We start from the raw sequence: 21,972 nt of genomic DNA, 5'->3' as shown, positions 1-21,972 counted from the left end.
GCAGGAGATTTGAGAAGGGCTGTCCCTAGTACGAGAGGACCGGGACGGACGAACCTCTGGTGTGCCAGTTGTTCCGCCAGGAGCACTGCTGGTTGGCTACGTTCGGAAGGGATAACCGCTGAAAGCATCTAAGCGGGAAGCTCGCTTCAAGATGAGATCTCCCATCCTTTATGGAGTAAGGCCCCCGGCTAGACCACCGGGTTGATAGGCCGGAAGTGGAAGCGTGGTAACACGTGCAGCTGACCGGTACTAATAGGCCGAGGACTTGCCACAAACAACAACTTTGCGAGCTCAGGCTCGCGCTGTCGCGTCCACTGTGCGGTTCCCGGGGTACGGTCCCCGTGGCTGCTGTTTCTGATTTAGAGACAGCGCCGCGGTGCGGACCATATCTCCATAAAGTTTCGGCGACCATAGCGAGAGGGAAACGCCCGGTCCCATCCCGAACCCGGAAGCTAAGCCTCTCAGCGCCGATGGTACTGCGCGGGCCACTGCGTGGGAGAGTAGGACGTCGCCGGACACATTTTCGCCACGAGGGTCGTTCGGTTAGCCGAGCGGCCCTCGTGGCTTTTAACTACCGCACTGGCGGTCACAGGGATGGATCGGTTATGTCAACTCCACGGCGAGGTGCCGGCGGTTCGAGCCGCGGCAACAACTCGGGTTCCGGCCAGGGCCGTCCGTCCGGCGGCGGGTCCAGCCGCAGTGCGTCCGGCAACGGTCGGCGAGCAGGTGGGTCGGCCGGCCGCACCGGCGCAGGCACCGGCCGCGGTTCGTCGTCCGGGTCATCTTCCGCGTCGAGCAACCCCCGGGGAAGTTCCCGAGGGGATTCGACGCCATCCGGGCGCGCTGGGTCCCGGGGCGCGGCTCCCGACACCCGCCGAGGCGCGGGTACCGGCCGACCGGCTCGGTCCACGAATGACTCGCCGGCTCGTCCGGCACGGGCCGACACGTCCCGACGACCCTCCTCCGGTGACGTGCCGACCCGATCGAGCGACGGGCGCCGCCGCCCCGAGCCGGAGTCGCGCAGCGACCGGCCCCGCCGCGGTACACCGGCCCGCGACGAGCGTTCGGATCGTCCGCGCCGCGAGGCCCGATCGACCGACCGTCCGCGCCGCGCCCCGACCGACCGACGCGCCGAGTCATCTGAGGCGGGTCGCCGTCGGACGCCTCCGGGCCGGGATCGCAGCGCGGACTTCGAGAAGGACCTCGCCGGCCTGCCGCCCATCCCGGACGACGCGGACCCGAATTTTCTCGATCGCGGGGTGCGGGCCGAGCTGCGTTCGTTGAGCAAGCTCAACGCGGACGCCGTCGGCCGATACCTCGTCGCCGCCGGCCAGGCGATCGACACCGATCCCCGCCGCGCGCTGACGTTGGCCCGCGCCGCCCGGGCCCGGGCGGCCCGCGTCGCAGCGGTCCGGGAAGCCGTCGGCATCGCGGCCTATCACGCGGAGGAATGGGCTGAGGCGCTCACCGAGCTCCGCACCGCCCGACGGATCTCCGGCGACCCGCGCAACCTGCCCCTGATCGCCGACTGCGAACGCGCTCTCGGACGCCCGGAGCAGGCGGCGCGAGTGCTCAGCGATCCGGACGTGCGCCGCCTCGACGCCGAGACCCGCGTCGAGCTGCTCATCGTCGTCGCCGGAGCGCGGCGCGACGTCGGCCAACTCGACGCTGCGCTGTCGGTGCTCGCTCGCGGAGGTTTGGACAAGGATCGACCGGGACCCGGGGCGGCCAGGCTCTGGTATGCCTACGCCGACGCCCTGCAAGCCGCGGGTCGAACCGACGAGGCGGCCGGCTGGTTCGCCGCCTCGGCGGCGCGGGATCCCGATGGGGAGCTGGACTCGGCGGAGAGAGCCGCAGCCCTGTTGTGAGCGCCGTCGACCGCGGCGCGCCGGTTAGCAAGCGTTACTGACCAAGTTGGTCACTGCGTCCACAGTCCACAGCTTTGTCCACAGGTGGATAACTGCGTGTGAAATCGACGGTTCCCAGCCGCAGGATGTGCGGCATGAACAAATCCGAAGACGCCTCCATCCCTGACAACCACGTGTTCCTGCGTGGCCGGCTGGCCGACGTACCGATCTACCGCGATCTCCCGAGCGGCGACGTGCTCGCGGTGTTCCGGGTGACCGTGCCTCGACCACCCGGCGAGCGGGCCAAGGTCGACAGCATCGAATGCGCGACGGTGAAGCCCCGCATCCACAAGACGCTCGCTCGCGCCGCGGCGGGTGATGACGTCGAAGTGGTGGGCAGTCTGCATCGCCGCTTCTGGCGGACTCCCGCCGGGCCGGCCAGCCGTTACGCGGTGGATGCGGCCAGCGTCCGGCTCACCCGGGCTGGTCGGCCAGGCGCCGCATCACCAGGCCGGACGCCGGCTTCGGGGTGAAGAGCGTGGACTTGCGGGGCATGCGGGCACCGGCCGCGGCCACGGCCGCGACCGCGCTCACCGGCGTGGGACGCAGCAGGACAGCGATTCCACCGGCGGCTGTCGCCTGCCGCAGGGCGTCATCGACGCTGTGGGCGTAGCCGACCGTGGACTCGTCGTCGGTGAGCTGCCACACCCGTTCGACCAGGCCACGGTGCAGGACCGTCACGTCGAGGTCGGTCAGCGCGTCGGCGTCTCCGGCACGGGCAGCGGCGCCGGCGAGCAAGCGGTCGGTGTCGGCGACGATGTAGACACTGGTGCCGTCGGTGAGCACCGCCGCGAACCCGCGGAACTCGTCCACGGCGGCGAGCGTGTCCGACGGTGACGTCTGGACGGCTTCCGCGGCAGCCCACCCTTCCAACGCCGTGACCGCGTCGGCGAGCGGCAGGCCGCCGATGACCCGGTGGATCGCATGTACCTGCGGTCCGTACTCCGACGAATCGACCAGCAGCGCGAGACCGCGATCCCACGGTCCGGCACCGTCCGTCGCTCGCCGCCTGCGCTGGCGTTCCTGGTAGGTCGCGTACCGATGATGACCGTCGGCGATCAGCGCCCGCCTGGTCGCCAGGTCCCCGGCCACCGTGTCGAGAGCTTCCGGCTCAGTGACCCGCCAGAGCCGATGTTTTACGCCGTCGGGGGTCCTGGCCTCGGCGACGGGGTGGTGCGAGTCGACGGTCCGCAGCAGGGCGGAGGCCGGACCGCCACCGTCGTACACGAGGTAGATCGGCTCGAGATCGGTACCGGTGGCCGTCATGACCTCGAGCCGGTCCGCCACCGGGCCGGCCATCGTGTTCTCGTGCGGCAGGATCACGCCGTCCTCGGCGGCGCGCAGTTCGACCGCCCCCATCAGCCCTCGGGTCACATGACCGTCGGGCCCGCTCAGTTCGTAGACGTACAACGCCGGCTCGTCGTCCGTGGCGTACAGGCCTTGATCGACCCAAGCGTTGAGCCGCTCGGCCGCCTCGGCGTATCCGTCCGGCGTGGGATCCGGGAGCACGACCGCGACCACGTTGTCGGGATCCTGCGCCAGCAACCGGCTGCGCTGATCAGCGTCGATGACGTCGTAAGGCGGCGACAACAGGTCACCGAGGCGCGTGTCGTCCACCCGGGGACGCAGGCCTCGGAACGGTGCGAGCGAAAGCCCGCCGGGGGAGTCCTGATCTGCGGGTTCGCCCATGGGTCGCGATCGTACGCAGCCGGGGCCGCGTGCGATCATGCGACCCGTGGCCCCGTACCTGCGTGGATCGACTCGTCGGTTGGCCGAGGAGTACGACGTGGCGCTCCTGGACCTGGACGGGGTGGTCTACGTCGGGCCGGACGCCGTTCCCGGTGCGCCGGAGGCCCTGGCCGCGGCCCGGGCCGCCGGCATGCGGCTCGCCTTCGTCACCAACAATGCTGCGCGGCCACCGCACGTCGTTGCCGACCACCTGACCGAGCTCGGGATCGCGGCGACAGCGTCAGAGGTCATCACCTCCGCCCAGGCCGCGGCTCGCTACCTCGGGGAACGCCTGCCCGGCGGGGCACGCGTGTTGGTGGTCGGCACTTCTGGTCTGGAACAGGCGCTGCGGGAACGCGGCCTGGTTCCGGTCTCCGACGCCACCGGCCAGGTGGACGCCGTGGTACAGGGCTACTCGCCCGACCTCAACTGGCAGATGCTCGCCGAGGGTGCGGTTGCGCTCAATCGCGGTGTCCTGTGGGTTGCTACGAACGTCGACCCCACGGTGCCCTCGCCGCGCGGGCCGCTTCCCGGCAACGGGTCGCTGGTCGCCGCGCTGCGAATGGCCACCGGGCGGGAGCCGGTCGTCACTGGAAAGCCCGACCCGACGATGCATCGCGAGTCGCTGCTCCGGTCGGAGGCGAACGACCCGATCGTGGTCGGCGACCGGTTGGATACCGATATCGAAGGTGCCAACGCCGTCGGCTGCGCCAGCCTGCTGGTCCTGTCCGGTGTGACCTCGGTGCGGGCCGCCATCGAGGCGCCGCCGAAACTGCGTCCGAGTTATCTTGGGTCCGACGTCAGCGCACTGCTCGTTGCCCATCCGGAGCCGCGCGTCGTCGACGGCGGCGCGGTTTGTGGGGCTTGGCAGGCGGGGTGCACGGACGTCGAAGGAGACGCTGCGCTCATTCTGAAGCAGGCCGCCGGGGCCGCGGCGTCTGCGGGATCAGACGAAGCTGGAGCCGGTGATCTCGATGCTTGGCGAGCGTTGTGCGCGGCGGCCTGGGCCGCCTTCCCCGACAGGGGAGCTGACGGAATTCGCGTACACCCCGATACCGACCCGGGCCGCGAGGCGGCGGGGGAGGTCCTCGGCCGGCTCGGCTTGGCGTGAACCGTCGGCCGGTGTGGTCAGAAGATCGACCGCAGCCGCATCAGGTCGCGCACGCCAGCGTCGACCTTGACCCGGCCGGTGGCCCAGGCGGATGCCATCTTGAGCTGACCGTCCACCAAGGCGAGTAGGTCGTCACTCGTCATGGTGAGCCGCACCTGCGCGTTCCCAGTGGCATTCGTGGTTGCTCGCCCGATATCGACCAGTTGACCGTCGCTCAGGCGTCCGGAGAACACGACGTCGAGGTCGCGGATCGTGCACGTGAGGCTGCGGTCGAAGCCCGCCCTGCGCCGCGACGGATCGTTGTCCGCGAGCCGCTGCGCCAGCGTGCGCAACGCCTGCTCGCACTGCTCGACTGTCGCCACGCCGGATCCTCTCGAAACTGGATTTGGGGACTTCTGAACGCGGTGATTGATGGCTCCGAGGAGCCGCCGGCGCCGCCCGATCGACGCTACCGCAGCCCGATCCCGGTACGGTTTGGGGCGCAGGTGAGTGGGTCGGCGTCGGCGGAGGAGGTACGCGTGTCGGACACACCCGAGAGCGAGGATGCCGGCCGCGAGGCGGCCGCCAAGGGGCCGGTGGACGCGGGTACGGCCGACTCCACCGACTCCGCCGAGGGCGGTGCGGCCGCTGACGAGGTCGACGCGGCTGCCCCGCACCCGGCTACGCCCGAGACAGCGACGGCTGAGCCCTCGAGCCCGGAAGTCGGTCGCGCGCTGGCCGAACTCGGCAACCTGAGCGGTCTCGACCTCGCCGACCACCCGGACGCCTACCAGCGCATCCATGTCGAGCTGCAGAACGCGCTCGCCTCCATCGACGACGCGTGACTCGCGCAAGTAGTCGGCCGTGGCCAACCGCCTGACCCGGCTCGATGCCGAGCTTGTCCGCCGCGGTCTGGCCCGCTCGCGGGAACACGCCAGCGAGCTGATCGCCGCCGGGCGGGTCCAGCTTCGCGGCGTGCCCGCAACCAAACCGGCCACCGGTGTCGACGGCGACGCGTCCGTGCGCGTCCTTCCCGACGATGACGATCCTGGCTACGTGTCGCGAGGCGGCCACAAGCTGGCCGGCGCACTCGCGGAATTCCCGGAGATCACGGTGACCGGCAAGCGCTGCCTCGACGCCGGCGCGTCGACCGGCGGATTCACCGACGTGCTGCTGCGCGCGGGCGCCAGGGAAGTGGTGGCCGTCGACGTCGGCTACGGCCAACTGGCCTGGTCGCTGCGCACGGACGATCGGGTCACCATCGTCGATCGCACCAACGTCCGCTCCCTGACGGCAGACGCCATCGGCGGCGCCGCTGAGCTGACGGTCGCGGATCTCTCCTTCATTTCGCTGCCGATCGTCCTGCCGGCACTGATCGGCGCCACCACCGACGACGGGGATCTGCTGCCGATGGTGAAGCCGCAGTTCGAAGTCGGTCGCAAACGGCTGGGCGTCGGCGGCGTGGTCCGCGATCCCGCGCACCGCGCCGACGCCGTGGTGCGCGTCGCGCGCATCGCCGCCGAATTGGGCTGGCCGGCGCACGGCGTGGCGCGAAGCCCTTTGCCCGGCCCGTCGGGCAACGTGGAGTTCTTCCTCTGGTTGCGCCGACATGCTCAACCGGGAATGACCGAGGACGAGATCAGGCAGCGAGTGACGACCGACGGGAGTGGGGCATGAGGGCCGTCCTGCTCGTCGCGCACACGTCCCGCCGGCAGATCGTCACGCTGGCCGACCGGACCAGCCGTCAACTGCACGACGCCGGTATCGAGGTCCGCATGCTGCCCCGCGAGGCCGCGGAATGCATGTCGGAATCGGTGCGGGTGATCGAAGCGCCCGACGCGGCCGAGGGGTGCGAGCTCGTCCTGGCGCTGGGCGGCGACGGCACGTTCCTGCGGGCGGCCGAGCTGGCTCGCCCGGCCGGCGTCCCGATGCTTGGCGTCAACCTCGGTCACGTCGGCTTCCTCGCCGAGACCGATCCGGAGTCGCTCGACGCCGCCGTCGAGGCGATCGTCAGCTGCCACTACGAGGTTGAAGAGCGGGTCACCGTCGACGCCGAGATCATTCTGGACGGGGTCGTCACCGCGCAGGCCTGGGCGCTCAACGAGGCGTCCCTGGAACGCACCAACCGGGAACGGATCCTCGAGATCGCTGTCGCGGTCGACGAGCGGCCACTTCTCCGCTTCGGCTGTGACGGGCTGCTCTGCTCCACCCCGACCGGTTCCACCGCGTACGCGTTCTCGGCCGGCGGCCCGATCATCTGGCCGAATGTCGACGCGCTGCTGGTCGTTCCCAACGCCGCCCACGCCTTGTTCGCCCGCCCGATCGTCGTTGCTCCGTCGTCGGTCGTCGACGTCGACCTGCTCAGCCGTGGTCACGAGGCGGTGCTCAGCTGCGACGGCCGTCGGTCCATCCCGGTACCGGCCGGGGCCCGGGTGCGCATGCGCCGCGGTGCGCAATCGGTGAAGATCGCCCGGCTGGCGGACGTGAGCTTCACCGAACGTCTGGTGTCCCGGTTCCAGCTCCCGGTGCGCAGCTTGCGCGAGGCTTCGCCTCCGCTGGGTGAGGTCGACGACTGACGCCGGCCCGCCCACTGTGGACCGCCGCCCGCTGATCGTCGGTGCCCCGGATAGCCTTCGACCATGCTGGAGGAGCTGCGGATCCGCGGCCTCGGGGTGATCGACGAGGCCGTGCTGCCCCTCGGCCCGGGCCTGACCGTGGTCACCGGCGAGACGGGTGCCGGTAAGACCATGGTGGTGACCGGACTGCTGCTGCTCTTCGGCGGACGGGCCGACTCCGCCCAAGTCCGGACCGGCAGCGAGCAGGCGAGCGTCGACGGCCGGCTAGGGGTGCCGCCCGATTCTGCGGCCGCCCAGCGAGTCCGCGACGCCGGCGGCGAGCTCGACGACGGAGGCGAGCTGGTCCTGCGCCGAGTCGTCGGCGCGAACGGGCGGTCGCGAGCCTACGTCGGCGGCGCTCCGGCGCCGGTCGCGGTCCTGTCCGATCTCGCCGACCACCTGCTCGCCGTCCATGGGCAGTCCGACCAGTTACGCCTCGTCCGGCCGACGGCGCAACGCGCCGCCCTGGACCGCTACGCCGGCATCGACCGGGAATCCTTCGCCCGGGCCTACGGCCGGTGGCGAACGGCCGCGGCCGAGCTGGCCGACCGGGTCGCCCATGCCGCCGAGCTGCGCCGGGAATCCGACCTGCTGAGCCACGGCATCGCCGAGATCGAAGCCGTCGCTCCGCGCGCCGGCGAGGCCGAGGAACTGGCCGCACTCGCCGGTCGCCTCGGACACGCCGAGGCCCTCACCCAGGCCGCGCGAACCGCCCACGATGCGCTCGTGGGCGACGCCGACGATCCGAACGGTGAGGCCGCCGACGTCCAGCAGTTGCTCGGTACGGTCAGCCGCACGCTCGCTCAACAGCACGGTGCCGACCCTGAGCTCGACGCCCTGGCCGCCCGGCTCGCGGAGCTGGCCGCGCTCACGGCGGACCTCGGCGCCGACTTCGGCAGCTACGCCCAGCTGCTGGACGCCGACCCGGCTCGTCTCGAGCAGGCCGAAACGCGACGGGCGGCCCTCGGGGCGCTCATCCGCAAGTACTGCGACGAACCGGAGCCGTCGGTCGAGGGGGTGCTGCGGTGGGCCGAGGCCGCCCACGTCCGGCTGGCCCAGATCGACGTCTCCGACGAGGCCATCGCCCAGCTACGGTCGGCCAGTGAGGCCGCGGGCGCTGAGGTGGCCGCCCTGGCCGCCGCCATGTCCGAGCAGCGCAAGAAGGCCGCCGGCGAGCTGGCCGCGGCGGTCACCGCCGAACTGGGCGCGCTCGCCATGCCGAACGCGCGCCTGCAGGTGGAGGTCACGGGGCGGCCGCCGACGGCCGGACTGCCCGACCTGGTCGTCGCGGGCGAGCAGGTCGCCGTCACCGCCGATGGGGTGGACGAGGTCGCGCTGGTCCTCCAGCCGCATCCCGGAGCGCCGGCGCTCCCCGTGGGCCGCGGAGCGTCCGGGGGGGAGTTGTCCCGCGTCATGCTTGCGCTCGAGGTCTGCCTCGTTGGCGCCGACCCGGGTCCCACGCTCGTCTTCGACGAGGTGGACGCCGGGGTCGGCGGCCGCGCGGCGGTCGACGTCGGCCGCCGCCTGGCCCGGCTGGCCCGCGATCGTCAGGTGCTCGTCGTCACGCACCTGCCCCAGGTGGCGGCCTTCGCCGACCGCCATGTCGTGGTCGACAAGCCGGTCGCCGGCGACGGCGGGGTCACGGCGAGCGATGTCCGCATTGTCACCGCCGACGAGCGGATCGCCGAGCTGGCCCGGATGCTCGCCGGCTCGGGCACGGCGACTGCCCGCGAGCACGCCGCCGAGCTGCTCGCCGGCGCCGCCGAGGACCGGCTGGACCAGGGTGGTCGCGGCGTCCGGCCGCGCGCCGTCAAGGCGAGGAAGCCCGCCAAAGCCGGTCGCTGAGGGTCTCCGGCCCGCGTGGCGGAACGAGGCCGACCCGGGAACGAGTGGCACGATAGGCAGCCATGAGGCTCGCAACACTCCGCCGGCGCGCTGACGCCCTTCCCGGCGTCTCGGGCGTCGCCCGGTTGGACCGCCGTACCCCCCGTTTGGCGGGCCGGCTGAACCCCGGCGACATCGCGATCATCGATCACGTCGACCTCGACCGGATGTCGGCCGAAACGCTCGTCGCCGCCAAGCCGGCCGCGATCATCAACGCCCAGCCGAGCATCTCCGGGCGCTACCCCAACCTCGGGCCGCAGCTGATCGTCTCGCACGGCATCCTGCTGCTGGACAATGTCGGCGGCGAGATCTTCGCGTCGGTGAAGGAGGGCACCAAGGTCCGGATCGACGGACACACAGTCTTCCTCGGCGAGACCCCGGTCGTCACCGGCACGCGGCAGGACATCGAGACCGTCAAGACGCTGATGCTCGAAGCGAAGTCGGGCCTGTCGTCCCAGCTCGAGGCGTTCGCGGTCAACACGGCTGATTTCATGGACCGTGAGCGCCATCTGCTGTTGGACGGCGAGGGCATTCCCGACGTCCGGACCAGCTTCGCCGGCCGGCATGCGCTCGTCGTCCTCCGCGGGCACGACTACGAGCAGGACCTCAAGTCACTGAAGCACTACATCCGCGAGTACAAACCGGTACTCGTCGGAGTCGACGGCGGGGCCGACGCTCTGATCGAGGCCGGCTTGAAGCCGCACATGATCGTGGGCGACATGGACGCGGTGTCCGACACGGCGCTGGCCAGCGGGGCCGAGGTCATCGTGCACGCGTACCCGGATGGCCGCGCTCCGGGCCTGGCCCGGATTCAGGATCTCGGCATCGAAGCTGTCACCTTCCCGACCTCCGGCACCAGTGAGGACGCGGCGATGCTCATCGCCGACGACAAGGGCGCCGAACTCGTCGTCGCAGTGGGCAGTCATGCCACGCTGACGGAGTTCCTCGACCGCGGCCGCACCGGGATGGCGTCGACCTTCCTGACCCGGCTCCGTCTCGGCGCCAAGGTCGTCGACGCCCACAGCGTGTCCCGGCTCTACCGCAACCGGATCTCCGGAGCCGCGCTGCTGCTGCTGGTGATCGCTGCTCTGGTCGCGATCGTCGCGGCGCTGGCCATCTCCGACTCGGGCCGAACCTATCTCGGCTCGCTGCACCACGACTGGAACTCTGCCGTCGATTGGATACAGGACAAGTTCTCGTGATTTCCTTCCGGTACCACCTCGTGTCCATCGTCGCCGTGTTCCTGGCGCTCGCCCTCGGCATCGTGGTCGGCACGACCGCGCTGAACGGGCCGATCACCAAGGACCTGCGCAACCAGGTCAACGACGCGAAGAAGCAGCGGGACACCCTGGCCGCACAGGTCAAGATCATGCAGGGCCAGATCGACAACGCCGGGCAGTTCGCGGCCACGTACGGAACGCAGCTCGTCGCTGATTCACTGACGAACAAGAACGTCCTGGAGATCGTCCTGCCCGGTGCGACGAACGAGACGCAGGACGGCCTGTCCCAGCAGGTCGCCGCGGCGGGGGGCAAGATCAGCGGCAAGGTCACGCTGACCAAGGCATACCTCGATCCGTCGCGCGGAGCGGGCATCAACTCGCTGGCCACCGGGGCCTTGCACCCGATCGGGCTCACCTTGCCCGAGACGCCTAACGCCGACGAACTCGGCGGCGCCCTGCTGGCGTACGTGCTGCTCGGGCACGGCGAGCGCACCGATCTCACCCAGGTGATCAGCGGGTTCTCCGAACTGCACATGCTGACGCTGGAAGGTCAGGGGATCACGCCGTCGACGACGGTGGTCGTGCTCGGCCACGGCGCGATGTCGACCAAAGACTATGCCGGTACGGCCGAACTGTCGTTGGTGACGGCGCTGGCGAGCGCCGGTGGGCACGTCGTGGTCGCCGGGGACAGCAGCTCGGCCCAGCAGGGCGGACTGGTGGCTCTGGTGCGAAAGTCGAAGACCGATCACGCCACCGTGAGTACCGTCGACAACGCGAACGACTCCTTCGGCCAGGTCTCGGCCGTCCTCGCCCTCGCCGGTGCGAGCAAGGGTCTGGTTGGGCATTACGGTACGGAAGAGGGCGCCAACGCGCTCTTCCCCGCACCCGCGAAGTAGGACAAGTAGGAGCGTATGGAGATCCCTACCTCGCCCCAGGCTGTCGTTGCGCTGGCGGCGTTCGTGCGGGACCGGCTGGCCGAGGTGTCCGGAACGCTCGCGCCGCTCTGGGTCCGGCGCGACGGGGCCGAGGTCCTCCCCGCGCTCGGCCAGGAACCCGACCACTCCGTTCTGGCGACCGCGCGCCAGTTGGCCCTCGTGCTGGTGGGCGCCACCGCACCCTTCGCTCCCACCTCCTACTCCCGCGCCCGGTTGATCCGGCAGATGCACGCCAGCGGGCTGCTCACCGACGAACACCTACGGCAGGCCCAGCGCGTGCTGGAAGTCGAGAACGGGTTGACATGAGCGGCGCGTCGAGGGCACGTTGCGCGCCGCGTCGGCAGACCGTGTTAGCGTGAACTTCCGTGGATCGGACGGCGGCTGGCACCGCACACCTGGCCAATACGGTGGCTACCAAGCACCTCTTCGTCACCGGAGGCGTCGCCTCGTCGCTGGGTAAGGGCCTCACGGCCTACAGCCTCGGCTCACTTCTCAAGGCGCGCGGCCTCCGCGTGACCATGCAGAAGCTCGACCCCTACCTCAACGTCGATCCCGGGACGATGAACCCGTTCCAGCACGGCGAGGTCTTCGTGACCGAGGACGGCGCCGAGACCGACCTGGACATCGGTCACTACGAACGCTTCCTCGACACCGATCTCGTCGGTTCGGCCAACGTCACCACGGGCCAGGTGTACTCGAGCGTGATCGCCAAAGAACGCCGCGGCGAGTACTTGGGTGACACGGTGCAGGTCATTCCCCACATCACGAACGAGATCAAGGACCGGATCCGGGCCATGGCCGCGCCCGGTCCCGACGGGCACCCTCCGCACATCGTGATCACTGAGGTCGGGGGCACGGTCGGCGACATCGAATCGCTGCCCTTCCTCGAGGCCGCTCGCCAGGTCCGGCACGACGTCGGGCGCGAGAATTGCTTCTTCCTGCACGTCTCGCTGGTGCCCTACCTCGCGCCGTCCGGCGAGCTCAAGACCAAGCCCACCCAGCACTCGGTCGCGGCGCTGCGCAGCATCGGCATCAGCCCGGATGCCGTCGTCTGCCGGTCCGACCGCGAGCTGCCGGACTCGGTCAAGCGCAAGATCTCGCTGATGTGCGACGTCGACGCCGAGGCGGTGGTGGCTGCGGTCGACGCCCCGAGCATCTACGAGATTCCCAAGGTGCTGCACTCCGAAGGCCTCGACGCGTACGTGGTACGCCGGCTGGGCCTACCCTTCCGCGACGTCGACTGGACGGTCTGGGGCGATCTGCTGGACCGGGTCCGCAACCCGAAGAGCGATGTCACTGTCGGTCTGGTAGGCAAGTACATCGATCTGCCCGACGCCTATCTCTCCGTCGTCGAGGCGCTGCGGGCCGGCGGGTTCGCCCACCGCGCTCGTGTGCAGATCCGCTGGATCCCGTCGGACTCCTGCGAGACCCCGGCCGGTGCAGCCGCAGCGCTGGCCGGAATGGACGGCGTCGTGATCCCCGGCGGCTTCGGGATTCGCGGCATCGAGGGGAAAGTCGGGGCGTTGCGGCACGTGCGCGAACGGGGGATCCCCGCGCTCGGGCTGTGCCTGGGGCTGCAGTGCATGGTCATCGAGGCGGCCCGCAACCTCGCCGGGCTGGAGGGCGCCAACTCCGCCGAGTTCGAGCCGGAGGCCCCGGACCCGGTGATCGCGACGATGGCGAGCCAGGTGGCCGCGGTGGCCGGTCAGGCCGACCTGGGTGGAACCATGCGCCTCGGCGCGTACCCGGCGAACCTGGTGCCCGGTTCGATCGTAGCCCAGGCCTACGGCTCGACCTCGGTGTCCGAGCGCCATCGCCACCGGTACGAGGTCAACAACGAGTACCGCGACCAGCTGGAGAAGGCGGGCCTGGTGGTGTCGGGGGACTCGCCCGACGGCCGGCTGGTGGAGTTCGTCGAGCTGCCTCCGGAGATTCACCCGTTCTACGCCGGGACGCAGGCCCACCCCGAGCTCAAGTCCCGCCCGACGCGGGCCCATCCGCTCTTCCGGGCCTTCGTTGCGGCGGCCTTGGCGTACAACGCGGCCGAGCGACTGCCGGTCGAGATCCCCGACTACGACCGGCCGCCGTCGGTCGCTGCCCTGCTGACCGCCGCGGACGGCGAGCCGCCCGTGCGAGCCGTCGGCTGATGGGCGAACTGGACCCCTACGAGGTCGTGGGCTCGACTCGCGTCTTCGACGGCAAGGTGATCACCGTCCGCGTGGACGACGTCCGGATGAGTGACGGCCAGGTCGTGAAACGCGAGGTCGTCGCGCACCCCGGCGCCGTCGCCATCGTGGCGCTGGACGACGACGGCAAGGTCGTGCTCGTCAACCAGTACCGCCCGGCTGTCGCCGCCCGGCTGGACGAGCTGCCGGCCGGGCTGCTCGACATCGACGGTGAGCCGCCACTCGAGGCGGCCAAGCGCGAGCTGGCCGAGGAGACCGGGTTGACGGCCCAGGAGTGGACCGTCCTGATCGACCTGCACTCGTCGCCCGGCTTCTCCAACGAGGCCGTGCGGATCTACCTGGCCCGCGGCATCAGCGCGGGCTCGGTGAGCGACTTCACCGCCGAGCACGAAGAGCTCACCATGACCGCCTACCGGGAGCCGCTGTCCCAGGCCGTGCGCCGCGTGTTGGCCGGCGACATCACCAACTCCTCGGCCGTAGCGGGCATCCTCGCCGCGGTTCACGGACGGGCGACGGGCTGGCGCGATCTGCGCCCGCCCGATGCCCGGTGGCCGGCGCGGCCGGCCCGGTGACGGTAGCCGCGTCGCGCCGGCTGGACCCGGCCGCGGCCGTGCGCAGCTACCTCGACCATTTGGCGGTCGAGCGCGGCGTCGCCACCAATACACTCACCGCGTACCGTCGTGACCTCGCGCGGTACCTCGACTACCTCGCCGAACGCGCAATCACGTCGATGGCGGACGTCGACGCGGTGGCGGTGAGCGCCTTCCTCGCCTACCTGCGGGAGGGCGACGACGACCACCCGGCGCTGTCGGCCACGTCTGTGGCCCGGGCGATGGCGGCGGTGCGCGGATTGCACCGGTTCGCGCTCGACGACGCGTTGGTCGAGACCGACGTGTCACGCGAGGTCCGCTCGGCAGCCCCGCCGCGCCGGCTGCCGAAGGCGATCCCGCTCGACGACGTGGAACGCCTGCTCGAGGCCGCCGGGTACGCCGGAACCGCCCTCGCCCTGCGTGACCGGGCACTGCTCGAGGTGTTGTACGGGACGGGTGCCCGGATATCCGAGGCGGTCGGCCTCGATATCGACGATCTCGACCTGACCGACAACACGGTCCTGCTGACCGGTAAGGGTGACAAGCAGCGACGCGTGCCGGTCGGGTCGTTCGCCGCCGCCGCCCTCTCCGCCTACCTGGTACAGGCGCGCCCGGGGTTGGTGGCAGCCGGCGCCGGCTCGCCCAAGGTGTTCCTCAATGCCCGCGGCGGTCCGCTGTCGCGCCAATCCGCCTGGGTGGTGCTACGGACGGCGGCCGAACGCGCCGGGCTGACCGCCGGGATCTCGCCGCACACCCTGCGTCACTCGTTCGCCACCCACCTGCTCGAGGGCGGGGCCGACGTCAGGGTGGTCCAGGAGCTGCTGGGCCACGCGTCGATCATGACGACACAGATCTACACCCTGGTCACCGTCGACACGCTCCGGGAGGTCTACGCCTCAGCCCACCCGAGGGCGCGCGGATGAGTCCCAGGGCAACCGGCGAATGCTGCGGTAGCCTCGGCGCCGATCCATGGAACAGGAGGGCAGTGCGCTCGTGAGCAGTTCGACGCCCTCCGACGACGACTCCCTGTCCGGCGCGTTGTTCCCCGTCGAGCCGAGCAAGCCCTCCGACCCGGCGATCGCGCGGCGCAAGCGCAAGATCGAAGAGCCGCCGGCGTTGCAGCGCCACGGCCCGGCGCGGGTCGTCTCGTTGTGCAACCAGAAGGGCGGGGTCGGCAAGACGACCTCGGCCATCAACCTGGGAGCGGCCCTGGCCGAGGTCGGGCGGCGAGTGCTGCTCGTCGACTTCGACCCGCAGGGTGCGCTGTCGGCCGGCCTCGGCGTCCAGCCCCATCAGCTCGACCGCACCACCTACAACCTGCTGATGGAGCGCAACGTCGCCATCGAGGACGTGCTGCTGAAGACGTCGGTTCCCGGCATCGATCTGCTGCCAAGCAACATCGACCTGTCGGCGGCGGAGATTCAGCTCGTGGGCGAGGTGGCTCGCGAGCAGACGCTCGCCCGGGCGCTGGCCCCCGTGCTCGACACCTACGACTTCGTCCTGATCGACTGCCAGCCGTCACTCGGCCTGCTCACGATCAACGCCCTGACGGCGTCGCACGGGGTGATCATCCCGCTGGAATGCGAGTTCTTCAGCCTGCGCGGGGTCGCGCTGCTCATTGACACCATCGAGAAGGTGCAGCAGCGGTTGAATCCCGAGCTGAAGCTCGACGGCATCCTCGCCACGATGTACGACGGGCGGACGCTGCATGGCCGCGAGGTGTTCTCCCGCGTGCTGGAGGCGTTCGGCGACACCGTGTTCGACACCGTCATCTCTCGGACCGTCCGCTTCCCCGAGACGACCGTGGCCGGCGAGCCCATCACCTCGTGGGCGCCGTCGTCGTCCGGGGCGAAGGCCTACCGGAACCTCGCCCGCGAAGTCATCTCCCGGTCATGACCCTCTCTGCCGAGGACGCCGTCGAGATCGCCGAGCTCGTCGCCGAGCCGCCCGCCATGGCCGAACAGCGGGGCACGTCCGGCGTGTTCAGTGTCCGGCTGGACAACTTCGAGGGCCCGTTCGACCTGCTGCTGAACCTGATCAGCCGCCGCCAGCTCGACGTGACCGAGGTGTCGCTGTCCCAGGTGACCGACGAGTTCATCAGCTATCTCGCCGGCATGGAGAAGTGGGATCTGGGCAAGGCCACCGAGTTCCTGGTCGTGGCGGCCACCCTCCTCGACCTGAAAACCGCGCGGCTGCTCCCCGCCGCCGAGGTCGAGGACGAGGAGGACCTCGCGCTGCTGGAAGCGCGCGACCTGCTCTTCGCGCGCCTTCTGCAGTACCGCGCGTACAAGCTGGCCGCCGGCTACCTCGGCGAGCTCGACCGCGCCCAGTCGCGCCGGCACGGCCGCGCGGTCGAGCTGGAACCGCGCTTCGCGTCGTTGCTGCCCGAAGTGCTCATCGGGGTGAGCCCGTCGCAGTTCGCCGCGGTCGCCGCCCAGGCGATGGTCCCCAAGCCCGTTCCGCTCGTGATGACCGACCACGTGCATGCGCCGCAGGTGAGCGTCAGCGAGCAGATGGTGATCATTGCCGAGCGGCTGCGCCGGCAGGGGGCCGCGACGTTCCGGGCCCTCGTCAGCGACTGCACGATGACGATCGAGGTCGTGGCCCGGTTCCTGGGCCTGCTGGAGCTGTACAAGACCGACTCCGTGGCCTTCGACCAGGCCGATGCGCTGGCCGAGCTGCGCGTTCGCTGGGTCGGGCCGAAGGACGCCGACGCCGAGATCAGCACCGACGAGGACTACGGATGAGCGAGACAGTGTCCGACGAAGCGACGTCCGACGAAATCATCAGCGACGCCTCCGAGATCGAGGAACAGCTGCCCCCCGTCGCCACCGCGCAGCCGGTTGACGTCGACCGGCTCGCCGCCGCGCTCGAGGCGATCCTCTTCGTCGTCGAGGCGCCGGTGACGGTCGCCGCCCTTGCGGTCGCCGTGCAGCAGCCCACCGACGCCGTCGAGCAGGCCCTCGACTCGCTGCGCACCGCATACGACGACCGTGGTGCGGGCATCGAACTGCGGCCCGTCGCCGGTGGCGTCAGGATCTACACCCGCCCCGATCACGCCGAGGTGGTCGAACAGTTCCTGCAAGAGGGGCAGCGCAGCCGGTTGACCCAGGCGGCGCTCGAGACGCTGGCCGTGATCGCCTACCGGCAGCCGGTGACCCGGTCCCGGGTGTCGGCGATCCGCGGCGTCAATGTCGACGGCGTCGTCCGGACCCTGCTGGCCCGTGGCCTGATCGTCGAGGTGGGCAGCGACCCCGAGACCGGCGGCGGGCTGTTCCGCACCACGGACCTGTTCCTCGAGAAGATGGGACTGCGGTCGCTCGACGAACTGCCGTCGCTGGCTCCGCTGCTCCCCGACATCGAGGGACTGGACATGTTCCCGACCGATGACGTCTGACGCCGAGGGCATCCGGCTGCAGAAGGTGCTCGCGGCGGCCGGCGTCGGCTCCCGGCGGGCCAGCGAAGAGCTGATCGCCGCGGGCCGGGTGACGGTGGACGGCCGGGTCGCCCAGCTCGGCGCCCGCGTCGACCCGCTGACCGCGGTGATCCACATCGACGGAGACTGGGTCGTCGTCCGCGACGACCTAGTCCACCTGGCCCTGAACAAGCCCCGCGGTGTCCTCAGCGCGATGAGCGATTCGCGCGGCCGCCCCACGATCGCCGACCTGCTGGGCGATCGGCCCGAGCGCCTGTTCCATGTCGGCCGGTTGGACGCCGACAGTGAGGGCCTGCTGCTGCTGACCAACGACGGCGACCTCGCCCACCGCTTGATGCATCCGTCCTTCGGGGTCACCAAGACGTACCTGGCGACGGTTCCCGGCCCGGTCGGCAAGGAGGTCGGGCGCCGGTTGCGGGCCGGGGTCGAACTCGACGACGGCCCCGTCACCGTCGACGCCTTCCGGGTCGTGCAGGCACAGGGGAAGCAGGCCATCGTCGAGGTCGTCCTGCACGAGGGACGCAAACACATCGTCCGGCGTCTGCTGGCCGAGGTCGGTCACCCGGTGAGCCGGCTGGTGCGGACGCGGATCGGGCCGGTGCATCTGGGCGGGCAGCGGGCGGGCACGCTGCGGCCACTGACCCGCGCCGAACTGGCCGACCTGCACCGCCTCGCCGAATCGGCTCCCCGTTAGGGTTGGCCCGTGTCTGTTCGTGCTGTGCGGGGCGCCATCCAGGTCGAGGCCAACGAGCGCGACGAGATCCTGCAGGGCACCTCGGAGCTCGTGGCCGAGGTGCTGCATCGGAACCGCATCGATCCCGACGACCTGATCAGCATCGTCTTCACCGCGACGCCGGATCTGACCGCGGAATTCCCCGCCTACGCCGCCCGCCAGATGGGTCTCACCGACGTCCCGTTGCTGTGCACCACCGAAATCGCCGTGCCCGGCTCGATGCCCAGAGTGCTGCGACTGATGGCGCATGTGGAGACGCCGCTCACACGTGCGGACATCAGGCACGTGTACCTACGGGGCGCGGCCGCCCTTCGGACCGACCTGCCGCAGTAGCGCCCGTATCCTTCGGGACGTGCCTGCAACTCATTCCCCGTTCTCCGGCGTCGTGGCCCTCGACGGACCCTCCGGTACGGGCAAGTCGACCGTGGCGCGCCGCCTGGCCGAGCAGCTCCAGGCGCGCTACCTCGACACCGGTGCGATGTACCGGGCGGCGACCGTCGCCGCCTTGCGGGCCGGCGTCGACCTGAGCGACGGCGTGGCCGTCACCCGCGTCGTCGAGGCGGCCAAGATCGAGATCTCGACCGACCCGCAGAGCGTCTCGATCACCCTCGACGGCGAGCCGGTCGACACTGAGATCCGCTCGGCGGAGACAACCGCCGCGGTGTCCGCGGTCTCCGCCGTCCCGGCGGTCCGGGCCCTGCTCGTCGACGCCCAACGTGAGCTCATCGGCGATGGCGCCATCGTCGTGGAGGGCCGCGACATCGGTTCGGTGGTCTGGCCCGGCGCCCGTCCCAAGGTGTATCTGACCGCGACCCCGGAGGCCCGCGCCCGGCGGCGAGCCGGTGAGTTGGGCGGCGACGTCGATGCCGTGGCCGCCGACATCGCCCGCCGTGACCGCCTGGACAGCAGCCGGGCCGCCAGTCCGCTGATGCAGTCCACCGATGCGATCGAGCTCGACACGACGGACCTCGGCGTCGACGAGGTCGTGGCCCGTCTCGTCGAGCTGGCGTCGGCTGCGGCGTCTTGATGTACACGCCCTCCCTCGCGGACCGGATCTCGGGCTCGGCGCCGCTGCGGCGACGCCAGGCGACCGCTCGGGCGCTCGCGCACCTGCTCGGCCGGGTCGACATGCGCGGGCTGGACAACGTCCCCGCGACCGGGCCGGTGATCCTGGCGGTCAACCACCGCGACTTCCTGGACGGTCCGCTGCTGTTCGGCTTCGTCCACCGCCCCGTGAGCTTCCTGGTCAAGACCGAGGCCTTCACGAGGCTCTGGACCCCGATGCTCGAAGGCACCGGGCAGATCCCGGTGGTCCGGCACCGTCCTGACGTTGCCGCGGTGCGGCTTTCGCTGCGCCTGCTTCAGGGCGGTGGCGTCATCGGCGTCTTCCCGGAGGGCAGCCGCGGCGATGGGCTGGTGAAGACGGCGCGACCCGGCGTCGGCTACCTGGCGTTGCGCACCGGAGCCAAAGTCGTGCCGGTCGCCTGCCACGGCACCGACCGGCTCGTCCACCGCAGCTCGGTGCGCCGACCGGCCGTCCTCATCACCTTCGGTACCGCGCTCGATCTGGGCCGGGTGCCCGACGGCTGGCGGGTCAGCCGCCAGGCTGTCCTGACCGCAACCGAACGCGTGCGCACGGTGCTCGCCGACCTCGTGGCCGAGACCACGCTGCCGGCCGAACTGGGGCTGGCCGCATGAGCGACGCTTGCGGAGCGAATCAGAGGCGCAGAAGTCCTCAGGTGGCCGAACCGAGCGAAGCGAGGGTAGGCCAATGACCGAGCCCGACCAGAACGCAGAGGATGTCGCGGTCGCGCCGGTGGTCGCGGTCGTGGGCCGACCCAACGTGGGCAAGTCGACGCTCGTGAATCGCATCCTCGGACGCCGCGAAGCCGTGGTCCAGGACGTCCCCGGCGTGACGCGCGACCGGGTCGCCTACGACGCGCTCTGGAACGGACGCCGCTTCACCCTCGTGGACACCGGCGGATGGGAGCCGGACGCGCGCGGCCTGCAGGCGATGGTCTCCGCCCAGGCCGAGCGGGCGGTGGCCACGGCCGACGTCGTGCTCTTCGTGGTGGACGGGCGCACCGGCGCCACTGACACCGATCTGGTGGTGGCCCGCACGCTGCGACGCGCCAAACGGCCCGTCGTGCTGGCCGTGACCAAGGTCGACGACGAACGGCTGGAGCCGGACACCGCGGAACTGTGGTCCCTCGGACTCGGTGAGCCGCGCCCGGTGAGCGGCCTGCACGGCCGGGGGAGCGGTGACCTGCTCGACGCGGTCCTCGAGCTCCTGCCCGACGCTCCGGCCGACGTTGACGTCGAAGGGGGCCCTCGCCGGGTGGCGCTGGTCGGCCGCCCGAACGTCGGCAAGTCCAGCCTGCTCAACCGGCTGACCGGCGAGGACCGCTCGGTGGTCGACTCGGTCGCCGGCACCACCATCGACCCCGTCGACAGCCTGGTCGAGCTGGGTGGCGAGGTCTGGCGGTTCGTCGACACCGCCGGGCTGCGCCGCCGCGTCCACCAGGCCAGCGGCATGGAGTACTACGCCAGCCTTCGGACCGCGGCGGCGATCGAAGCGGCCGAGGTCGCCGTGGTCCTGCTGGACGCGGCGGACCGCATCAGCGAGCAGGACCAGCGGGTGATCGCCGAGGTCGTGGACGCCGGCCGCGCCCTCGTGCTCGCCTTCAACAAGTGGGATCTGCTGGACGAGGACCGCCACGACCTGCTCGAGAAGGAGGTCGCACGCGACCTCGCCCGGGTCGCATGGGCGCCGCGCATCAACGTCTCGGCCAAGACCGGCCGCGCGGTGGAGAAGTTGGCCGCCGCGCTGCGTACCGCGCTGGGCTCGTGGGACCGGCGTATCTCAACCGGCCGGCTGAACACCTGGCTCAGCGAGGTCGTCAGTCAGACGCCGCCGCCGGCGCGCGGCGGCAAGGCGCCGCGGGTGCTGTTCGCCACGCAGGCCGACACCCGCCCGCCCCGCTTCGTCCTGTTCACGACCGGCTTCCTGGAGGCCGGCTACCGCCGCTTTCTCGAGCGCAAGCTGCGTGAGGACTTCGAGTTCACCGGGACGCCGATCGAGATCTCAGTCCGCGTCCGGGAAAAGCGGAAACGCTAGGCACGATAGGGTTACCGGCGGTCGTCGGACCTGTCCGGCGCCGGGACGTGGCGCAGCTTGGTAGCGCACCTGACTGGGGGTCAGGGGGTCGCAGGTTCAAATCCTGTCGTCCCGACAGCATGGAAGCCCGGGTTTCCGGGGGACTATCGAGATCGTCGGTACCCGACGATCTCGATAGTCCGGCCAGATGTAGCAACGGGTGTAGCAACACGGCTCAGATTCCGATCGCAGCGGCCAGCGCATCCGCCGCCGCCTGGGCGGCACCGTCGCTGACGTGCTGGTAGATGTCGCCCGTGATGGCCACCGACGAGTGGCCGAGCATCTCGCTCACCGTCTTGAGCCCGATCCCGGCCTCCAGCAGGGCGGACGCGGCCGAATGGCGCAGGGTGTGGACGCCGACGTCGGTCAGCCCGGCGCGCGCCGCAGCGGCCGTCAAGGCGCGGAGGAAGTTCCGCGGGTCCACCGGCTGCCCGTTCTCCGTCGTGAACACGTACCCGCTCTCGTGCCACACGTTTGCCGCCCGGATGCGT

At 70.8% G+C, this 21,972-nt stretch carries 24 protein-coding genes, 1 tRNA gene and 2 rRNA genes; 24 read left to right on the top strand and 3 right to left on the bottom strand.

All coding sequences use genetic code 11. The features are described 5' to 3' along the window. The 4 genes from ABR571_RS06320 to ABR571_RS06305 form a co-directional block, all read left to right on the top strand. Window positions 1-273 (top strand): 23S ribosomal RNA (locus tag ABR571_RS06320); the annotation flags it as partial. Window positions 274-400: 127 nt separating this feature from the next. Then, window positions 401-517: ribosomal RNA gene (gene rrf, locus ABR571_RS06315) — 5S ribosomal RNA — on the top strand. Window positions 518-971: 454 nt separating this feature from the next. Next, window positions 972-1,868 carry a tetratricopeptide repeat protein gene (locus tag ABR571_RS06310; RefSeq protein WP_409452337.1) on the top strand — a complete coding sequence of 299 codons (897 nt, stop codon included), beginning with the start codon at window positions 972-974 and terminating at the stop codon, window positions 1,866-1,868. A 134-nt stretch (window positions 1,869-2,002) separates the two neighbouring features. Continuing rightward, window positions 2,003-2,380: a single-stranded DNA-binding protein gene (locus ABR571_RS06305; protein ID WP_409452336.1), complete on the top strand. Its 378-nt coding sequence runs from the start codon at window positions 2,003-2,005 to the stop codon at window positions 2,378-2,380. On the opposite strand, the gene ABR571_RS06300 is transcribed toward ABR571_RS06305, so the two are convergent. Beyond that, window positions 2,322-3,596 (bottom strand): DUF1015 domain-containing protein, encoded by a 1,275-nt coding sequence (locus tag ABR571_RS06300; protein ID WP_409452335.1) that lies wholly within the window; start codon window positions 3,594-3,596, stop codon window positions 2,322-2,324. The two genes, ABR571_RS06305 and ABR571_RS06300, sit on opposite strands and share 59 nt — an antisense overlap. A gap of 37 nt (window positions 3,597-3,633) precedes the next feature. On the opposite strand from ABR571_RS06300, the gene ABR571_RS06295 reads away from it, so the two are divergent. Beyond that, the gene (locus tag ABR571_RS06295; RefSeq protein ID WP_409452334.1) at window positions 3,634-4,746 is read left to right on the top strand and encodes an HAD-IIA family hydrolase; all 1,113 of its coding nucleotides are present in this window, start codon (window positions 3,634-3,636) and stop codon (window positions 4,744-4,746) included. A gap of 17 nt (window positions 4,747-4,763) precedes the next feature. On the opposite strand, the gene ABR571_RS06290 is transcribed toward ABR571_RS06295, so the two are convergent. Continuing rightward, window positions 4,764-5,108, bottom strand: coding sequence for an alkyl sulfatase C-terminal domain-containing protein (locus tag ABR571_RS06290; RefSeq protein ID WP_409452333.1), 345 nt, complete (start codon window positions 5,106-5,108; stop codon window positions 4,764-4,766). A gap of 156 nt (window positions 5,109-5,264) precedes the next feature. On the opposite strand from ABR571_RS06290, the gene ABR571_RS06285 reads away from it, so the two are divergent. The 19 genes from ABR571_RS06285 to ABR571_RS06195 all read left to right on the top strand — a co-directional run bounded on the left by ABR571_RS06285 (window position 5,265) and on the right by ABR571_RS06195 (window position 21,557). Then, window positions 5,265-5,570 (top strand): hypothetical protein, encoded by a 306-nt coding sequence (locus tag ABR571_RS06285; RefSeq protein WP_409452332.1) that lies wholly within the window; start codon window positions 5,265-5,267, stop codon window positions 5,568-5,570. A 19-nt stretch (window positions 5,571-5,589) separates the two neighbouring features. Then, window positions 5,590-6,402: a TlyA family RNA methyltransferase gene (locus ABR571_RS06280; RefSeq protein WP_409452331.1), complete on the top strand. Its 813-nt coding sequence runs from the start codon at window positions 5,590-5,592 to the stop codon at window positions 6,400-6,402. After that, window positions 6,399-7,301 carry an NAD kinase gene (locus tag ABR571_RS06275; protein WP_409452330.1) on the top strand — a complete coding sequence of 301 codons (903 nt, stop codon included), beginning with the start codon at window positions 6,399-6,401 and terminating at the stop codon, window positions 7,299-7,301. The genes ABR571_RS06280 and ABR571_RS06275 overlap by 4 nt, the downstream gene beginning before the upstream one ends. A 63-nt stretch (window positions 7,302-7,364) precedes the next feature. Next, window positions 7,365-9,185 carry a DNA repair protein RecN gene (gene recN, locus ABR571_RS06270; protein ID WP_409452329.1) on the top strand — a complete coding sequence of 607 codons (1,821 nt, stop codon included), beginning with the start codon at window positions 7,365-7,367 and terminating at the stop codon, window positions 9,183-9,185. A 62-nt stretch (window positions 9,186-9,247) separates the two neighbouring features. Next, window positions 9,248-10,426 (top strand): putative cytokinetic ring protein SteA, encoded by a 1,179-nt coding sequence (steA, locus tag ABR571_RS06265; protein WP_409452328.1) that lies wholly within the window; start codon window positions 9,248-9,250, stop codon window positions 10,424-10,426. After that, a complete protein-coding gene (locus tag ABR571_RS06260) occupies window positions 10,423-11,340 on the top strand; it encodes a copper transporter (RefSeq protein ID WP_409452327.1) in 918 nt (305 codons plus the stop codon). Before steA ends, ABR571_RS06260 begins: the two co-directional genes overlap by 4 nt. Window positions 11,341-11,355: 15 nt before the next feature. Continuing rightward, the gene (locus ABR571_RS06255; RefSeq protein ID WP_409452326.1) at window positions 11,356-11,685 is read left to right on the top strand and encodes a hypothetical protein; all 330 of its coding nucleotides are present in this window, start codon (window positions 11,356-11,358) and stop codon (window positions 11,683-11,685) included. 89 nt (window positions 11,686-11,774) lie between these two features. After that, window positions 11,775-13,526 carry a CTP synthase gene (locus ABR571_RS06250; protein WP_409452338.1) on the top strand — a complete coding sequence of 584 codons (1,752 nt, stop codon included), beginning with the start codon at window positions 11,775-11,777 and terminating at the stop codon, window positions 13,524-13,526. Then, entirely contained in the window at window positions 13,526-14,137 is a 612-nt protein-coding gene (locus ABR571_RS06245; RefSeq protein ID WP_409452325.1) for an NUDIX domain-containing protein, read from the top strand. The genes ABR571_RS06250 and ABR571_RS06245 overlap by 1 nt, the downstream gene beginning before the upstream one ends. Further along, window positions 14,113-15,078 carry a site-specific tyrosine recombinase XerD gene (locus ABR571_RS06240; protein ID WP_409452324.1) on the top strand — a complete coding sequence of 322 codons (966 nt, stop codon included), beginning with the start codon at window positions 14,113-14,115 and terminating at the stop codon, window positions 15,076-15,078. The genes ABR571_RS06245 and ABR571_RS06240 overlap by 25 nt, the downstream gene beginning before the upstream one ends. 70 nt (window positions 15,079-15,148) lie before the next feature. Then, complete coding sequence (locus ABR571_RS06235) at window positions 15,149-16,051, top strand: ParA family protein (protein WP_409452323.1); 903 nt, start codon at window positions 15,149-15,151, stop codon at window positions 16,049-16,051. Beyond that, the gene (locus tag ABR571_RS06230) at window positions 16,048-16,902 is read left to right on the top strand and encodes a segregation and condensation protein A (protein WP_409452322.1); all 855 of its coding nucleotides are present in this window, start codon (window positions 16,048-16,050) and stop codon (window positions 16,900-16,902) included. The genes ABR571_RS06235 and ABR571_RS06230 overlap by 4 nt, the downstream gene beginning before the upstream one ends. Beyond that, window positions 16,899-17,552 (top strand): SMC-Scp complex subunit ScpB, encoded by a 654-nt coding sequence (scpB, locus tag ABR571_RS06225; RefSeq protein ID WP_409452321.1) that lies wholly within the window; start codon window positions 16,899-16,901, stop codon window positions 17,550-17,552. The genes ABR571_RS06230 and scpB overlap by 4 nt, the downstream gene beginning before the upstream one ends. Further along, complete coding sequence (locus tag ABR571_RS06220; protein WP_409452320.1) at window positions 17,542-18,285, top strand: pseudouridine synthase; 744 nt, start codon at window positions 17,542-17,544, stop codon at window positions 18,283-18,285. The genes scpB and ABR571_RS06220 overlap by 11 nt, the downstream gene beginning before the upstream one ends. 9 nt (window positions 18,286-18,294) lie before the next feature. Continuing rightward, the gene (aroH, locus tag ABR571_RS06215; protein ID WP_409452319.1) at window positions 18,295-18,657 is read left to right on the top strand and encodes a chorismate mutase; all 363 of its coding nucleotides are present in this window, start codon (window positions 18,295-18,297) and stop codon (window positions 18,655-18,657) included. Window positions 18,658-18,676: 19 nt separating this feature from the next. Beyond that, window positions 18,677-19,351 carry a (d)CMP kinase gene (cmk, locus tag ABR571_RS06210; RefSeq protein WP_409452318.1) on the top strand — a complete coding sequence of 225 codons (675 nt, stop codon included), beginning with the start codon at window positions 18,677-18,679 and terminating at the stop codon, window positions 19,349-19,351. Beyond that, entirely contained in the window at window positions 19,351-20,022 is a 672-nt protein-coding gene (locus ABR571_RS06205) for a lysophospholipid acyltransferase family protein (RefSeq protein ID WP_409452317.1), read from the top strand. The genes cmk and ABR571_RS06205 overlap by 1 nt, the downstream gene beginning before the upstream one ends. Before the next feature lie 73 nt (window positions 20,023-20,095). Then, the gene (gene der, locus ABR571_RS06200; protein WP_409452316.1) at window positions 20,096-21,442 is read left to right on the top strand and encodes a ribosome biogenesis GTPase Der; all 1,347 of its coding nucleotides are present in this window, start codon (window positions 20,096-20,098) and stop codon (window positions 21,440-21,442) included. Between the two features lie 41 nt (window positions 21,443-21,483). After that, window positions 21,484-21,557, top strand: a tRNA-Pro gene (locus tag ABR571_RS06195). Between the two features lie 99 nt (window positions 21,558-21,656). On the opposite strand, the gene ABR571_RS06190 is transcribed toward ABR571_RS06195, so the two are convergent. After that, window positions 21,657-21,972, bottom strand: a 316-nt coding sequence (locus tag ABR571_RS06190; protein ID WP_409452315.1) for a tyrosine-type recombinase/integrase, incomplete at its 5' end; no start/stop codon positions are given.

The sequence above is a fragment of the Jatrophihabitans sp. genome, from assembly GCF_046262535.1.
Lineage (GTDB): Bacteria > Actinomycetota > Actinomycetes > Mycobacteriales > Jatrophihabitantaceae > Jatrophihabitans.
Note: the sequence above shows the minus strand (reverse complement) of the source record. Positions and strands in the feature narration are given on the sequence as shown.

What these genes read in the sequence shown, in the direction of transcription:
- ABR571_RS06305 (WP_409452336.1), top strand. Translation starts at nt 2,003, where the DNA reads ATGAACAAATCCGAAGACGCCTCCATCCCTGACAACCACGTGTTCCTG.
- ABR571_RS06300 (WP_409452335.1), bottom strand. Translation starts at nt 3,596, where the DNA reads ATGGGCGAACCCGCAGATCAGGACTCCCCCGGCGGGCTTTCGCTCGCA.
- ABR571_RS06295 (WP_409452334.1), top strand. Translation starts at nt 3,634, where the DNA reads ATGCGACCCGTGGCCCCGTACCTGCGTGGATCGACTCGTCGGTTGGCC.
- ABR571_RS06275 (WP_409452330.1), top strand. Translation starts at nt 6,399, where the DNA reads ATGAGGGCCGTCCTGCTCGTCGCGCACACGTCCCGCCGGCAGATCGTC.
- recN (WP_409452329.1), top strand. Translation starts at nt 7,365, where the DNA reads ATGCTGGAGGAGCTGCGGATCCGCGGCCTCGGGGTGATCGACGAGGCC.
- steA (WP_409452328.1), top strand. Translation starts at nt 9,248, where the DNA reads ATGAGGCTCGCAACACTCCGCCGGCGCGCTGACGCCCTTCCCGGCGTC.
- ABR571_RS06255 (WP_409452326.1), top strand. Translation starts at nt 11,356, where the DNA reads ATGGAGATCCCTACCTCGCCCCAGGCTGTCGTTGCGCTGGCGGCGTTC.
- ABR571_RS06245 (WP_409452325.1), top strand. Translation starts at nt 13,526, where the DNA reads ATGGGCGAACTGGACCCCTACGAGGTCGTGGGCTCGACTCGCGTCTTC.
- ABR571_RS06230 (WP_409452322.1), top strand. Translation starts at nt 16,048, where the DNA reads ATGACCCTCTCTGCCGAGGACGCCGTCGAGATCGCCGAGCTCGTCGCC.
- scpB (WP_409452321.1), top strand. Translation starts at nt 16,899, where the DNA reads ATGAGCGAGACAGTGTCCGACGAAGCGACGTCCGACGAAATCATCAGC.
- ABR571_RS06220 (WP_409452320.1), top strand. Translation starts at nt 17,542, where the DNA reads ATGACGTCTGACGCCGAGGGCATCCGGCTGCAGAAGGTGCTCGCGGCG.
- ABR571_RS06205 (WP_409452317.1), top strand. Translation starts at nt 19,351, where the DNA reads ATGTACACGCCCTCCCTCGCGGACCGGATCTCGGGCTCGGCGCCGCTG.
- der (WP_409452316.1), top strand. Translation starts at nt 20,096, where the DNA reads ATGACCGAGCCCGACCAGAACGCAGAGGATGTCGCGGTCGCGCCGGTG.